At 39.4% G+C, this 14,383-nt stretch carries 16 protein-coding genes; 13 read left to right on the top strand and 3 right to left on the bottom strand.

Annotation, left to right across the window (positions count from 1 at the left end; translation table 11 throughout):
* Positions 1 to 10: 10 nt before the first annotated feature.
* A complete protein-coding gene (selB, locus tag UB32_RS14390) occupies positions 11 to 1,897 on the top strand; it encodes a selenocysteine-specific translation elongation factor (protein WP_084221857.1) in 1,887 nt (628 codons plus the stop codon).
* Positions 1,898 to 2,004: 107 nt separating this feature from the next.
* Here the strand turns inward: selB and UB32_RS19560 are convergent, their stop codons facing one another.
* A complete protein-coding gene (locus UB32_RS19560; protein ID WP_084221859.1) occupies positions 2,005 to 2,208 on the bottom strand; it encodes a hypothetical protein in 204 nt (67 codons plus the stop codon).
* Between the two features lie 223 nt (positions 2,209 to 2,431).
* Between UB32_RS19560 and UB32_RS14400 the strand changes: the two genes are divergently transcribed.
* Positions 2,432 to 3,028, top strand: a complete 597-nt coding sequence (locus tag UB32_RS14400; RefSeq protein WP_044394772.1) for a class I SAM-dependent methyltransferase — start codon at positions 2,432 to 2,434, stop codon at positions 3,026 to 3,028.
* A gap of 94 nt (positions 3,029 to 3,122) precedes the next feature.
* On the opposite strand, the gene UB32_RS14405 is transcribed toward UB32_RS14400, so the two are convergent.
* Positions 3,123 to 3,419, bottom strand: coding sequence for a HesB/YadR/YfhF family protein (locus tag UB32_RS14405; protein WP_044394775.1), 297 nt, complete (start codon positions 3,417 to 3,419; stop codon positions 3,123 to 3,125).
* A 168-nt stretch (positions 3,420 to 3,587) separates the two neighbouring features.
* Positions 3,588 to 4,745: a TIGR04053 family radical SAM/SPASM domain-containing protein gene (locus tag UB32_RS14410; RefSeq protein WP_431305973.1), complete on the bottom strand. Its 1,158-nt coding sequence runs from the start codon at positions 4,743 to 4,745 to the stop codon at positions 3,588 to 3,590.
* Between the two features lie 189 nt (positions 4,746 to 4,934).
* On the opposite strand from UB32_RS14410, the gene UB32_RS14415 reads away from it, so the two are divergent.
* The 11 genes from UB32_RS14415 (at position 4,935) to UB32_RS19085 (ending at position 14,248) form a co-directional block, all read left to right on the top strand.
* Positions 4,935 to 5,369 (top strand): hypothetical protein, encoded by a 435-nt coding sequence (locus tag UB32_RS14415; protein WP_044394779.1) that lies wholly within the window; start codon positions 4,935 to 4,937, stop codon positions 5,367 to 5,369.
* 368 nt (positions 5,370 to 5,737) lie between these two features.
* Positions 5,738 to 6,748: a LysM peptidoglycan-binding domain-containing protein gene (locus UB32_RS14420; protein WP_044394782.1), complete on the top strand. Its 1,011-nt coding sequence runs from the start codon at positions 5,738 to 5,740 to the stop codon at positions 6,746 to 6,748.
* A 204-nt stretch (positions 6,749 to 6,952) separates the two neighbouring features.
* Entirely contained in the window at positions 6,953 to 7,309 is a 357-nt protein-coding gene (locus UB32_RS14425; protein ID WP_044394785.1) for an STAS domain-containing protein, read from the top strand.
* A gap of 4 nt (positions 7,310 to 7,313) precedes the next feature.
* Positions 7,314 to 7,715 carry an anti-sigma regulatory factor gene (locus tag UB32_RS14430; protein WP_044394788.1) on the top strand — a complete coding sequence of 134 codons (402 nt, stop codon included), beginning with the start codon at positions 7,314 to 7,316 and terminating at the stop codon, positions 7,713 to 7,715.
* 296 nt (positions 7,716 to 8,011) lie between these two features.
* Entirely contained in the window at positions 8,012 to 9,037 is a 1,026-nt protein-coding gene (gene ltaE, locus UB32_RS14435; RefSeq protein WP_044394791.1) for a low-specificity L-threonine aldolase, read from the top strand.
* A gap of 436 nt (positions 9,038 to 9,473) precedes the next feature.
* Positions 9,474 to 10,760 carry a S8 family peptidase gene (locus tag UB32_RS14440; protein ID WP_044394793.1) on the top strand — a complete coding sequence of 429 codons (1,287 nt, stop codon included), beginning with the start codon at positions 9,474 to 9,476 and terminating at the stop codon, positions 10,758 to 10,760.
* Between the two features lie 185 nt (positions 10,761 to 10,945).
* A complete protein-coding gene (locus UB32_RS14445; RefSeq protein ID WP_044394795.1) occupies positions 10,946 to 12,166 on the top strand; it encodes a tetratricopeptide repeat protein in 1,221 nt (406 codons plus the stop codon).
* A gap of 300 nt (positions 12,167 to 12,466) precedes the next feature.
* Complete coding sequence (locus UB32_RS20730) at positions 12,467 to 12,595, top strand: hypothetical protein (RefSeq protein WP_277813889.1); 129 nt, start codon at positions 12,467 to 12,469, stop codon at positions 12,593 to 12,595.
* Between the two features lie 107 nt (positions 12,596 to 12,702).
* Positions 12,703 to 12,843: a hypothetical protein gene (locus UB32_RS20065; protein WP_157841633.1), complete on the top strand. Its 141-nt coding sequence runs from the start codon at positions 12,703 to 12,705 to the stop codon at positions 12,841 to 12,843.
* 36 nt (positions 12,844 to 12,879) lie between these two features.
* A complete protein-coding gene (locus UB32_RS19080) occupies positions 12,880 to 13,632 on the top strand; it encodes a DEAD/DEAH box helicase (protein WP_052807051.1) in 753 nt (250 codons plus the stop codon).
* A complete protein-coding gene (locus UB32_RS19085; protein WP_052807052.1) occupies positions 13,625 to 14,248 on the top strand; it encodes a hypothetical protein in 624 nt (207 codons plus the stop codon). Before UB32_RS19080 ends, UB32_RS19085 begins: the two co-directional genes overlap by 8 nt.
* The last annotated feature ends 135 nt before the right edge of the window (positions 14,249 to 14,383 follow it).

The raw sequence follows: 14,383 nt of genomic DNA on the forward strand, positions 1-14,383 counted from the left end.
GTGTCTGCAGTTGAGCAAGAGGTATTTTACCATCGGGATGGCAGGGCATATTGATCACGGGAAAACGTCGTTGACCAAGGCGTTGACCAATGTCGACACAGACCGACTGAAGGAAGAAAAGGAACGGCAAATTTCGATTGAGCTGGGTTTTGCGCCACTATATGAAGATGAAGAATTGCAAATTTCCGTAGTAGACGTACCCGGTCATGAGCGCTTTATCCGCCAGATGATTGCTGGTGTTGCAGGGATTGACCTTGTTGTTCTTGTTGTTGCAGCAGATGAAGGGGTTATGCCGCAAACCCGTGAGCACCTGGACATTCTTGGGTTCCTGGGCATCCGTTCAGGAATTATAGCGATTACAAAAATTGACAGGGTGGAGGAAGACTTCATCGAACTTGTGAAAGACGACATTCTTGGAGAGCTTAAAGATACGGTTTTTGAAAATGCGCCTTTTATGTTGGTTGATAGCCTTTCTAAAAAAGGAATTAGCGAATTGAAAGAAAGAATCATTGACACACTGAAAGAGCAAGAAATGCGGGACGTTAAGGGGGCATTCCGGCTGCCAATCGACCAGGTATTTACCGTAAAAGGCCAGGGCACTGTTGTTAGAGGCACGGTTTACGAGGGAACAGTCGAAGAAGGACAGCAATTAAGAGTCTTGCCAACGGGGCTCGAAGTAAGGGCTCGTCAGCTTCAGGTTCATCATCAGCCTGCCAAAAAAGCGTTCGCGGGTCAGCGGGCTGCCATTAATCTTTCCGGGATATCTAGGGATGAACTTGAACGGGGAGAAGTGCTAGTTTCATCTGAACATTTTATCGTTACCAACACAATAGATGTTGCAATAAGAGTGGTGGAGGATCTCGACCACCTGGTAAAACAAAGGACACCGATTAAATGCCATATCGGTACTGCTGAAGTAATGGGACGGATTGTCTTTTTTGACCGAAACGAACTAAAAGAAGACAATGGGGAAATTCTTTGTCAGCTGCGTCTTGATGAAAAGATCGTCACTAAACGTGGAGATCGGTTCATTGTTCGCAGGCCAAGTCCGCAAGAGACGATCGGAGGCGGTTGGGTAATCGACCCGCGTGGAAACAAGTATCGTTTTGGCCAGCAGACAATGGAGGAGTTGGAAAAAAAGAAAGCAGGAACCCCAATCGAAAGAATGAACGCTGCCTTATATGAGGCAAAAAGCCTGACGATCGAAGAGCTTATTAAGCGGACAGCACTGGATGAGCAATCTATTTTAGCCAATCTTAAAGATGATCAGTTTGTCAAAATTTCTAATAAAGAATATGCCTTGACATCAGTCATTGACTTTATCGAAGAAGATATCAAAGATCGACTGGAAGACTATCACTCGGGAAATGCAATGCGTCCGGGCATGTACAAAGCTGAATTGCTGCAAACTTTGCAAACAGCATTCTCGAGATCATTGCTGGAATTCATAATCGATAATGGTATTAGCAAGGGCTTATTTGTGAGAAAAGACCAATATATCTCTCTTTCCGCATTTTCTCCACATGTCCCAAAAAGTTGGGAAAAACGGACAGAAACTCTGGTCAATGAACTGAAAAAGGACGGCTTGCAGGTGGCCTATTTGAATGATTATTTAAAAAAAGCAGGCATTCCTGACTCCATTTCCATAGAGTTAAAACGATTCTTGGAAGACCAGGGAGTAATTGTGATGCTAGATGACCAATATGCCTGGTATGGAGAACATTTTGCAGAAGCTGTCCGGAAGTTAAAAGACCATACAAAGGATGAATTTGAAGTTTCACAAGCCAAGGAAGCAGTAGAGTTATCACGTAAGTATTTGATTCCATTTCTTGAACGTCTCGATTCACTAGGATATACAAAAAGAATCGACAATAAGAGGATCTGGAAAAAGAAATAACCAGAAGAACAGCAGAAGCCAAGAGAAAGAGGTCTGCTGTTCTTTTCATCATGTATTTGTTTACATAACATTATTATTGTCAATAGTTTAAAATTAATACGGCTCACTTATTCTCCAAAAAAACCTTCATATACCTTCGAGACATCCGCCCTTAATTTTTCAACTTGGACGATCCTTGCCTCCCTAATATATTCTCTGCCATCTGCATACAGGACGAGAACAGGTACTGTGAACACCATTAGGAATCCAGCAATTTCGGTGACCTTCCCCGCATTAACCAGTCCTGTCTCGATTTTAGGAAAATCTTTCAAAACATCCTCGACCTGAGGAAGCAATCCATGACAGACACTTCAACTATCGGTTAAAACGTAAATAAAACTTAATTCGTTTTCGTTGATCAACTTTGTAACCTCATCCATGGATGTTAATTCCTTCATCTGAAATAAACTCCTTTCTTTAAAATAGAATAGCCACTTGAACTTTTATCATACTAAAAAAAGGGGAAAGGGTATAATAATAAGGAGGAGTGATCGTATGGGAAATACTTGGCATGAACGTTTTGGTTCAGACCAATATATTTATGGGGAAGAACCAAATCAATTTATCAGAGAACAGTTCCACAGACTGAAAAAGGGTAGCAGTATTGTCGCGTTTGCAGAAGGCGAAGGACGAAATGCAGTATTTATTGCGAGGCAGGGGCATCATGTTACAGCATATGATTATGCGGAAAATGGTTTGAGTAAAACTGAGGCGTTAGCAAAACGGTATGAGGTGAAATTGTCAACGGAGCTAAAGGATTTAACACGAGACTCAGTACCCGTTGAAGAATTTGAAGCAGCCTTTATGGTGTTTGGACATTTTAGTAAAAACGATCAAAAAAACGTGATCAACAAATTGATTTCCACTGTCAAACCAGAGGGGATCATCATGTTTGAAGTATACTCAGAAGACCAAGTGAAATACGGTACAGGCGGACCAAAGTCCGTTGATATGCTTTATAACCCATTTGATGTATTGCAATGGATTAAGGACTATCATGTTCTTCATTTTTTTTATGGAGAGCAAGAAAGAGTAGAAGGAGAATTGCACAGGGGAACTGGTCATGTTATTCAGGTGATCATCAAGAAATAAAAAAAGAATAATTTGAGAACCAACGTTCGATAAAATGAAATACGAAAGAGCTCCTGGGCCTCCGGGAGCTCAGCCAGATTGCAAAAGTGTATGATTAATGATGCTCCTTATAGTTTGTGAATATTTCACCATCAGTATCGCTGTATTTGATTTCTACTTCTGTATCATCAAAAAACCATGTGTCATTGGATTCAACATAAAAGGTTATTCCGTTCAGTTCCTGCTGTTCGGCAGCAACGGCTGGAGCTTCTAGCGAAAATGCTAAGCTGTAGCCTTTATTCTTGTCACCAAACCCTGCATATTGAGGATAAAGGCGGATGTGAAACGGTTTTGAAGTATCGAATTCTCTTTCAAACCATTTTAATGCTTCTTGATCAATTTTGATTGTCATCTTGGCACCATCCTTTCGTTACCTATATTGTATAGGTTGGAAGCTATCTTTTTCCATGCTTTATGTCACAGAAAAAAAGATGTCATAAAAGGATCAATATTTCACTAAAGGAATTCGATGGATTTTTATAAAGAAAGCTCCTTAAACCGGAGCTTTCAGGCAATATTATTAACGATTTTTTCCTTTGCGAAAAACTTCCGGGATATAGACACAGAATGGCTCGCTTTCCATGTAGTCTCCTGTGACTGCATAGGTTCGTGAACGGGAACCCCCACAGACATAACGGAATTCGCAAACACCGCATTTTCCTTTGTATTGATCAGGACTTCGGAGATTCTTGAAGATCGGAGAGTGTCGATAAATCTCCGCCAAAGGTTTCTCCCGAACATTTCCGCCAACTAAAGGCAGCAATCCGGATGGCATCACATCTCCTGTGTGAGAAATGAAAACAAATCCATTGCCATCATTGACACCTTTTGGGGCGCGTTTCAGGCCATCGACGACGGAAGCCATATCTTTTGTTAATGTGTCTTCATAACGAATTTCATCTTTGTTCACGCGATGTTCTTTGGCTTTTTGTTGGAATACAACCCTGCGGTAATGCTGAGCTGCTGTTGTTTTAATATCATATGGAGCAGTCTTACTTACTTCGTACAGCCAACGGAACACTTTTTCATGCTCTGCAGGTGTCAAGCAGGCATCTAGCTGACCTCTGCCGGTAGGAACCAAAAGGAATATGTACCACATCACAACTTTTAGTTCTTTCATCAGTTCCGCCATTTGTTCTAAATGATCATAATTATAACGTGAGATGACAGTATTAAGCTGCAGCGGCATTTTTAATTCATTTAAATATTTGACTTTTTCAATTGTCAGATGGAATGACCCTGGAGTACCACGAAAATGATCATGTATCTCTGGAGTTGGTCCGTCAAGGCTGAAAGCCCATCTGGATAAACCAACTTCCTTGGCTCGTAGCATTTTTTCTTTTGTAACATTTTCAGTAGCACTTGGTGTCATCGAGACGCGCATGCCCTTCTTCACCGCATATTCAGCCAGTTCGAATAGATCTTCTCGCATCATGCAGTCGCCGCCTGTAAACACAAGCATAGGGTTGCCCATTTCATGAATTTGATCGATAAGCTTCAGTCCTTCCTCAGGACTTAACTCCATAGGATCAGGCTTGTTTTGTGCATCAGCCCGGCAGTGGATACATTTTAACTGACAAGCTCTAGTTACTTCCCAAATAACAATAAAAGGATTTATGTTAAAATCCAGTTCAGCTAATGAACTGTTTGTGGAATGACCATTTCCTGTATTTTGCACTTTCATCACCTGCTTTTATCGTTTTATTCCTACATTATAAAATAGGCGGGTAGGTTTGCATGTAAGGAATGTTACATGATAGCAACAAAAAGAATGAAGAACTTTTCCCGTATATTGAATGTCCAATGCCTAATACTAAAGAGAGGAGGGGATATTTTTTCTCCTCTAAATTATAAAGGGGTGCTTTCGATGAATCGAACTGCTTGGATGTCTGGGTTGATGAAGTCGAATATTCTTCAATCTTTACTGAAGATGTTTGGGTATAAACGCAAGAAATCACGCTCCATGACGTTTTCAGTTATGGGTGTTGTAGCAAGTGCCGCAGCCGCATTTGCTTTCCGAAATAGAATGGGAAATGGAATGAGGCAGCTTTTTCAGAACACAAGCACTGGAAATTCGCAAAACCAGCCCATATCTGCCGGATTAACGGAGTTCGCCAAAGAAATAACCTCAGGCATGCCGAATTCTCAAAAAACAAACAATACTTCTGTTGACCATGCTCAAAATGCGACTGATCCTGAGAGCAGTAATATGATCAATCAAATTGCTGCAGCCGCTAAGCAAGAAGGAAATGGGCAAAAGGTTGACCAAATGACAGAACAATTAATTAAGCGAAATCTCTAACAGGAAATGCAGAACGGCCCGCTGAAATTTAGCGGGCCGTTCTGCGTTATTTTATAAAATGTTACGAGATTGCCATGTTATTAGTCCTTTTTCCTCTTGTCTTACACTCAAAATAGGAATAGTTACATAGTTAGATTACATTACAATGAAGTTAAGCTTTTGTTGCAAGAACATTACAACAAAAAAATAAAAGTGAAAAATATAGACTGTATAGCCTGTAAATAAAAGGTTTATTGAATAGTTTGAGAAGAGAACGAATGAATGATCACAGGAAAACTATTCCTTGTAAACCAATATTTATAGATTCAAAACTAGTTTGAGAAACTCTACTATTAATTTGTAAACGAAATCAAAGGGAGTTGCTCAACATGAAAAAACAAATTCTGACGGTAGCTGCAACAGCTGGCATTTTATTTACATCATTCAATGGTTCTGCTAGTGCACATGAAAAAGTATACACGGTACAATCTGGAGATTCTTTATGGAAGCTTTCTAACACATACAATGTTGCGGTGAATGATCTTCAAAAATGGAATGATCTATCAAATTCGACAATCTATGTAAATCAAAAACTTTCCGTCCAGGCCCCACATGGTCACTCCAATACTGCCGCTCAAAGTGCGAGTGTAGACGGCTATATTGTAAAGTCAGGGGACACTTTATGGGGGATTGCAAAATCAAACGGAATGTCGATCAGTACCTTAAAATCTCTCAATCGATTATCTTCTGATGTTCTTTATCCTGGTCAAAAATTAAAGGTTTCTGATACGGCTGCTCAGCCTGCTTCAGTCGTGCCTGCAAGTACATCGAATACATACACAGTCCGTAGCGGTGATAATTTGTCAACGATTGCTTCTCGCCATCAACAAACGGTGTCGAAGTTGAAATCGATCAATAATCTTAAATCAGACCTTATTTTTCCGGGGCAAGTATTGAGATTATCAGGAACTGTTGCCACTCCGATTGCAACAAAAGTGTCAACTGCATCTGCACCTGTAGTTGCAACATACGGCTCCACTTCACAGGTGAATAGATTGATTGCAGAATCAAAAAAATACTTGGGAGTGCCATACGTTTGGGCTGGTAGCTCTCCATCTGGATTTGATTGTTCTGGATTTCTGAACTATGTCTATAATAAAGCAGGAATTTCTATTCCAAGAACAGTATCTTCCATTTGGGACGCAACTAAATCTGTTTCCTCCCCACGTGTAGGAGACCTAGTATTTTATGAAACATATAAAACTGGTCCATCACATGCAGGCATTTATCTTGGCAATGGCAAATTTATTCATGCCGGGTCCTCTAGAGGAGTAGAAATTAGTGATATGAATAACTCTTACTGGAAAGCTCGTTACCTTGGTGCAAAAACTACTTTTTAACTCGTTATCCGTAATTTTGGTGCTGGAAACCTCCTTTAGGGGAGGTTTTTTTATTTTATTGTTTTATCATGAGTAACTTACACTTTAGTACTATAAATACTGCTTTTAATTTGTAAAGCATATCTTACATAACGTATAATCCAATTAAAATCTTTTTTAAGTCAAAAAGATTTCTTGTTAGTTTACGACTTGGAGGCATATAAAGTGAGGATCCCGATCTTAAAATTAAAAGATTATCTGCTGGTTTCTATCCAAGTTGAATTGGATGACCAGACTGTATTGACCTTTCAGGAGGATTTGTTGGATAAAATTAAAGCTACAAGTGCAAAAGGTGTTGTGATCGATCTTACTTCTGTTGATATGGTTGATTCCTTCATAGCAAAGGTTTTGGGCGATGTTATCGTAATGACAAGCTTGATGGGAACAAAGTCCGTTGTTACAGGCATACAGCCAGCAGTAGCCATAACTTTGATCGAATTGGGCATTACATTGGATAATGTCCATACCGCTCTGGATCTGGAACAGGGCATTTCGATATTAAGTCAGTTGTTAGAGGTTTAACCACATGACCGAATCGATTTTAGTAAATATAAAAAATGAATTCGATATAGTACTTGCTCGGCAAAAAGGGAGAGAAGTTTCAAAAAAGCTTCAATTTGGAGGGGTCGATCAGGCAAGGATCACGACAGCAATTTCTGAACTTGCCAGGAATATATATTTGTATGCAGGCAGCGGTCAGATCACGATAGAGATATTGCATGAAAACGGCAGAAAAGGAATCAAAATTATAGCTGCTGATAATGGAACAGGAATTAATGATATCAGGATGGTATTGCAAGATGGCTATTCAACATCTGGCGGACTTGGTGCAGGCCTTCCTGGAGTGAAAAGGTTAATGGATACTTTTGATATTGACTCAACGGTTGGTGTCGGAACAAAAATCATCATTACGAAATGGATAAGATAACCGAAGTTATTATCCTGTTTCTACCCAAGAAAGACCTTTTATTCTTTTTGATGGAATCGAAAAAAATATTGGAAGCCGTACGCTGAAAGTGCAAAAAAATAAATTACGCTGAAGAAATAGAAATATCTAAATTTTCCACGAACAAGAATTTTTTTCATTGTGTTCTGCGGAAAATTATGTTAAATTTAACCAACATATGATATTTGTCCAAATAATGAAATTTTTCCACGCAACGAAAAAGTAGAAAAACGCAAAAGGGGAAAATTGTAAAATTTACATAGAAATGAGGAATAAGAATGATCGATTTACGAAGTGATACCGTTACCAAACCGACTGATGAAATGCGCAGAGCAATGTATGCTGCAGAAGTGGGTGATGATGTATATCAGGAAGATCCCACTGTTAATGAACTAGAAGAAACTGCTGCTGAGATACTTGGAAAAGAAAAAGCGTTATTTGTTACTAGTGGAACACAGGGAAATCAAATTGCGGTACTTACTCATTGCCGTCCGGGTCAGGAACTGTTGCTTGAAGAAGAATCCCATATTTTTTATTACGAATCAGGAGCAGTAGCTGCACTTGCTGGAGTCCAAACGAGGACAATCGCAGGAAAAAAAGGGGCTATGGATCCAAACGATGTTCTAAACGCCATCCGTACAGAAGATATCCATTATCCCGAAACAGGATTGATTTGCCTCGAAAATACCCATAATAGGGCGGGAGGGGCAGTTATCCCAGTTGAAAACATGGAAGCAGTTTACAATACCGCAAAAGCAAATAATGTACCTGTTCATCTCGATGGTGCCAGATTATTCAATGCTGCGGCTGCAGCGGGAGTCGATGTAAAGGAATTTGCTAAATACACGGATACAGTTCAAATATGTCTTTCAAAGGGATTAGGAGCCCCAATTGGTTCCATTATTGCAGGAAGTTCCGATTTTATTAAAACAGCAAGAAAATGGAGAAAACGATTAGGTGGCGGAATGAGACAGGCTGGTATCATCGCTGCGCCAGGATTAATAGCTTTGACGAAAATGAAAGATCGGCTTGGAGAAGATCAATGGAATGCCAGGATTCTCGCAGAAGGAATCGAATCGATTCCAGGGATGAAACTGGCTAGGCAGCCAGAAACAAATATTGTAGTCGCCGATGTTACAGATTTAAATATCACCTCTGAGGAATTTGTGAAAAAACTGCGGTCAGAAGGAGTAATTTCTGGAACTTTTGGTCCAACCCTTGTGCGTTTCGTTACTCATTACGATGTAAGTGAGGATCAAATTCAGAAGGCGATTGAAGCAATTGCAAAAGTAGCCAAAGATTAAAAGAAGGCTGGATGTTCTGCATCCAGCCTTGATTCTTTTCTAAACGTTATCCACATGCCGATATTTGTTGTGGACCAGAATTATCATAGAAAAGAATTTTTTAGATCTATGAAGAGCTTTGGAAGCTTTTTTCTTCTTCATTCCTTGCGCGTACAATCGCTGATAATGAGTTTTCTTAATAGTTGATGCGGAGTTAGCTATTTTTTCATTCCATTTTATTACTAGCTTAGAAATTCTTTAAAATGGTATTTTGAAAGGTAGAAGTGAGAGCGGAATTTATAAATGGACTATATATTATATATTTCTCCTAATGGGAAAAGAGTAGTGCTCTGCTTTTTTCCCAACTATGCGGGCTTGCTGAAAACAGAAAATTTGAAATATACTAATAGTGTAGCCTGGCATGCTGCAAATTTTTTAAGAGGAGAGGAGCATAAGGATGAAGAAGAAAAGAGTGTTCGGAGCCGCTGTACTTAGTTTGGCAATGGGTATTTCCATGTTCGCAACAGGTGCTTTTGGCGCCGGTACACAGGAAAGTCAGGATACTTACCGAGTGTTAATTCAGGGTCCGAGTGCAGAAAAAGCAAAAGTGAAAGGACAATACGGCAAACGGTGGGAATTTGGAAAACAAGGTTTTACGACTGAAGTGAACAGCAAGCAATATCAGGCATTGTTGAAAAATAAGAATATCGAAATCTCTCAAGTTGGTATGTATACAGTCGATGGCCGAGTCGAAGGAAATAGCAATGGAAAGGGGAAAGGCAAGGGTGACTATACTGTCCAGGCATCCTACCCATCCGACCAGACACCATGGGGCATTCAAGCAGTCTATAACGATAACTATATCCAATCAACTAGTGGTGGAGACGGAATCAAGGTAGCTGTTCTGGACACAGGCATCAACCGAGATCACATTGATTTGACAGACAATGTTGAACAGTGTAAGGACTTTACCCAATCTTCCTCTTCACTGGTCGATGGGTCTTGTACTGACCGCCAAGGACATGGTACACACGTTGCCGGAACGGCCGTAGCGAATGGAGGTTATGATGGTGCTGGGGTTTACGGTGTAGCACCGGAAGCTGAACTATGGGGATATAAGGTTCTTGGAGACAATGGATCTGGGTATTCTGATGATATCGCTGGAGCAATCCGTCATGCTGCTGATGAAGGTGTCCGAACCGGAACGCGGGTTGTCATCTCCATGTCTTTAGGATCTAGCGGCAAAGATTCGATGATTGCAAGCGCAGTTGACTATGCATACAGCAAAGGTGCTTTAGTGGTTGCTGCAGCTGGAAACAGTGGTCCGAGTGCCAATACAATCGGGTATCCAGGTGCACTTACGAATGCAATTGCTGTTGCATCACTTGATAATACATTTGTAAATGGTACCTATAAAGTATCCGACTTTTCTTCTCGTGGCAACCCAAATACTGATGGGGATTATTATATTCAGGAAAAGGATGTTGAAGTTGCAGCACCTGGCGGCGGAATTTATTCTACTGCAGTAGATGGCAACTATACGACTATGAGCGGAACTTCCATGGCAACTCCGCATGTTTCTGGACTTGCTGCGAAACTATGGTCTTCGAATAAATCATGGAGCAACGCCCAACTTCGTTCGGAAATCCAAAGGCGGGCAAAACTTTATGACATTAAAGGAGGAACAGGAGCTAGCACAGGTGATGACTACGCATCCGGATTCGGTTTCTCTCGGGTAAAATAATTTAAATGCTTACACTTGAAAGCCATCTGGATGAAAAGATTGATTCCAGTGGCTTTATTTTTTTATTTACAGTATTATCTGAAGGTATAATTTTTAAAATATAGAATTTTTTAAAAATAGTACTTTTGGACAGTTTTAATTTCTGGAAAAGGTGGTAGATTAATAAGAAAACAGTAGGTGAACGTATGCAATTTGGACCATTAATCAAATTTTACAGAATCCGGCATGGGCTAACACAAACGGAACTGGCTAAAGGCATATGTTCAGTTTCACATTTAAGCAAAATTGAAAGCAACTCAAAAGAAGCGAATGGCGAAACAATGAGCCTCCTCCTCGAAAGGCTGGGCGTCAACCTGGTATCCATCACAAAAAATGAAGAACAGATTAAGCAGCTAATTAAAGAACTAAATGAAAAAATCGATTTTATACAAGAGGAAGAAGCAGATACAATTATGCAATTAGGAAAGCAATTCGAAGAAATTATTCCATTCACGACCTATTTACATACATATGAACTTACCAAATTTAGGTATTTGATTTTCAAGCACAGATTTACCGAAGCCCATGAACAATATGAATCATTGAAGAAACAAAAGAAAATATTTTCCCAACCTCAAATGACTTTATTTTCCTATCTGCATGCTGTAATGTTATTAAAGAAGAGAATATATAAGAAAGCAGATAAGATCTTAGACACTATTGGTAAGGGATCAAAGTTTGACATACCGGATGGAGAATTACTTTATCATCGTGCTTTGGCTAAAACTTCTCCAGAAGATTTAGGTTACGCTATTTATTATGGGAAGATGGCACTGCAAGAATTCATGGAACAACATAATTTTAAAAGAATTTTGCATGCGTTGATGTTGCTTGGTATCAACTACACCAATTCTAAGATCTATGAAGAAGCCGAAGATTGCTATAAAAATCTCATCAGAAACGCAGAAATTTTACAGGAAAAGAAATTATTACCTGAAATATATCACAATATGGCATATCTTCAAAAAAAGCTTAAAAACTATAAAAAGGCGATTTTCTTCTTTGAGAAAAGCTTGTCTTTACAAACTAAAGGAACACAACACTATCTCATTACTCTCTTTTCAATCGGAGAAATCCAATATGAGCTGCAAAATAAAGAAAAAGCAAGGAAAGCTTTTGAGGAAGTATACGAATTATCTAAAGACACAGAAAATCGAAAGTATAGATTATTAGCAAATTATTATTTACTGACTTGGGATGCTCCAGAAAAATCGTTAGACTACTCTGAAACCTTGGTGATACCATTTCTTGAAAAAAGTGATGGCAAAAGTGAAGAATTAATTTGGTTTTACAAAATGCTATCAAATCACTATCGAAAGATGGGAAGATTTGATCAAGCAGTAAAATATATAGAAAAAATTAATTGAGGAGGAAATTGTATGAAAAAGATGGTAACAGCATTACAGACAAGTGCTATGGCAGCGAGCATGCCGCCAATTTTACCTCCAGCATGAATAACTATCAAAAAGGCCTAATTTAGGCCTTTTTGTTTTTAATAAATCAAAGACACTTCTTTCAAATTTAATTACGGTGTTAAAAAATGTAGCAATGACTTGGGAAAATTTTTACTGCGTTCATTAACCCCCAGACCCCTCAAATAAAAACCGAACTATATTCATGAAGCCCGCATGGACAATCGATCGTCTTATTGACTGAGGAGGTTCGGTATGGGAAGAATTAGCACGGATATTGACGAGCTGTTAGAAGAAACAACGGAAAAGGCTGACGATGATTTACGTTTTTCACTGAGCCAGATTGAAATTGACAGTTTGCTTGAAGATACACGACATTGGTAAATTAGAAATAAATCCGTTCCAGGTCTTGCTGGGCGGTTTTTTTTGATTGAATCATAGAGAACATATGTACTATAATGGAATAGAAGGTTAAGCAGGGAGTGAACAGGATGAAGAAGATAATAAAAATTCCGGTAAGGGTACTGGCTGAATATGTATTTAAAACCGGAAGCATTGAATTGGGTTTTAAATCCGCATCCTCTTTCTCTGAAGGCTCAAGGATCCATCGGGAAATCCAAAAAACGTATTAAAAGAGGGATCGAAGTGAAGTTTTTTTAAAAGCAGAAATGGAATTTGAGAATCTTTTATTTCTGCTTGAAGGCCGTTGTGACGGATTGCTTTTTTCGGGAGAGTATAATATCACGATTGAAGAAATTAAGTCGACGTCTTTGCCTTTGGAGAGTATGGATGAGCGAACAAATCCTGCTCACTGGGCGCAAGCACAATGCTATGGCTTTATGTTTTTAAAGGAACAGGGGAAAGACCAGATAGATCTCCGGCTGACTTATGTTCACAAAATTTCTGGTGACAAGAAGTTTTTCACAAGAACATTTTCCTTAGTTGAATTAGAAGATTCCGTTAGAGAAATGATCGCAAATTTTGCACCATATGCCCGATTGCAGGTGGAACATGGTTTGAAAAGGGATCTGAGCATAAAAAAGCTGAACTTTCCATTTCCACGATATCGGCAGGGCCAGCGACAGCTTGCTGGGGCCGTCTATAAGACAGTCACGGAAGGAAGGACGTTATTTGCCAATGCACCGACTGGGATTGGCAAAACCATTTCAACGATATTTCCTGCAGTTAAGGCAATAAGGGAGGAACGAATTAGGAAGTTATTTTATTTAACTGCCAAAACAACAACAAGGCAAACCGCGGAGGAAGCGTTCAGTCTTATGATAAAAAAAGGCTTGGAAATAAGGACGGTGACAATCACCGCAAAAGCTAAGGTGTGTTTTACCAGTGAGGGAAAGTGCAACAAGAACGATTGTGAATATGCAAATGGATATTATGACAGGATAAATCGATGCAGTGCTTGATATCCTCCGCAAGGAAGCAATTCTGGATAGAAGCTGCATTGAAAAATATGCCAAAAAACATAGAGTCTGCCCTTTTGAGTTTTCATTGGACCTGGCATATGCCGCAGATGCGGTCATATGCGATTATAATTATATATTTGATCCAAAAGTCTCATTGAAAAAACTGTTCGATGAACAAAAAAGGAAAACCATCCTTCTTGTCGATGAGGCACATAATCTCGTGGATCGAGGACGGGATATATTCTCTGCGACATTGGAAAAATCACCTTTTCTTCAGTTGAAAAGGGAATTTAAAGAAAAAAATCATTCATTAGGTGATATATCCAAACGTCTTAATAACTATTTTATTCAATTAAGAAAACAGGTTGGTTCATCAAAAACTATGGAGTTTGAGGAGCCGCTCGAGGAATTGAATCAGTTGGTGGCAGAGTTCATTGAACATGCTGAAAATGAACTCATTAGAGCAGGAGAATCAGACTTACTGCTTGAAACTTTTTTCGTTGCCCAAAATTGGCAAAGAATCACCAGATTATATGATGAACGGTTCATTTTATATGCTGAAATCGAAAAAATGATGTGCGAATTAAACAGTTTTGTCTGGATCCCTCTCATTTGATTAAACAGGCAGGAAAAAGCTTTAAGTCTCGAATCTTTTTTTCAGCCACCCTTAATCCTATGAGCTATTACAGATTTTCCGAACGGGAAAGTCCACTACGGTGCGATAGCACCCCCTTTAGGGGTGGGATGAGAG

This window comes from Mesobacillus subterraneus (genome assembly GCF_000934845.1).
Classification (GTDB): domain Bacteria; phylum Bacillota; class Bacilli; order Bacillales; family Cytobacillaceae; genus Mesobacillus; species Mesobacillus stamsii.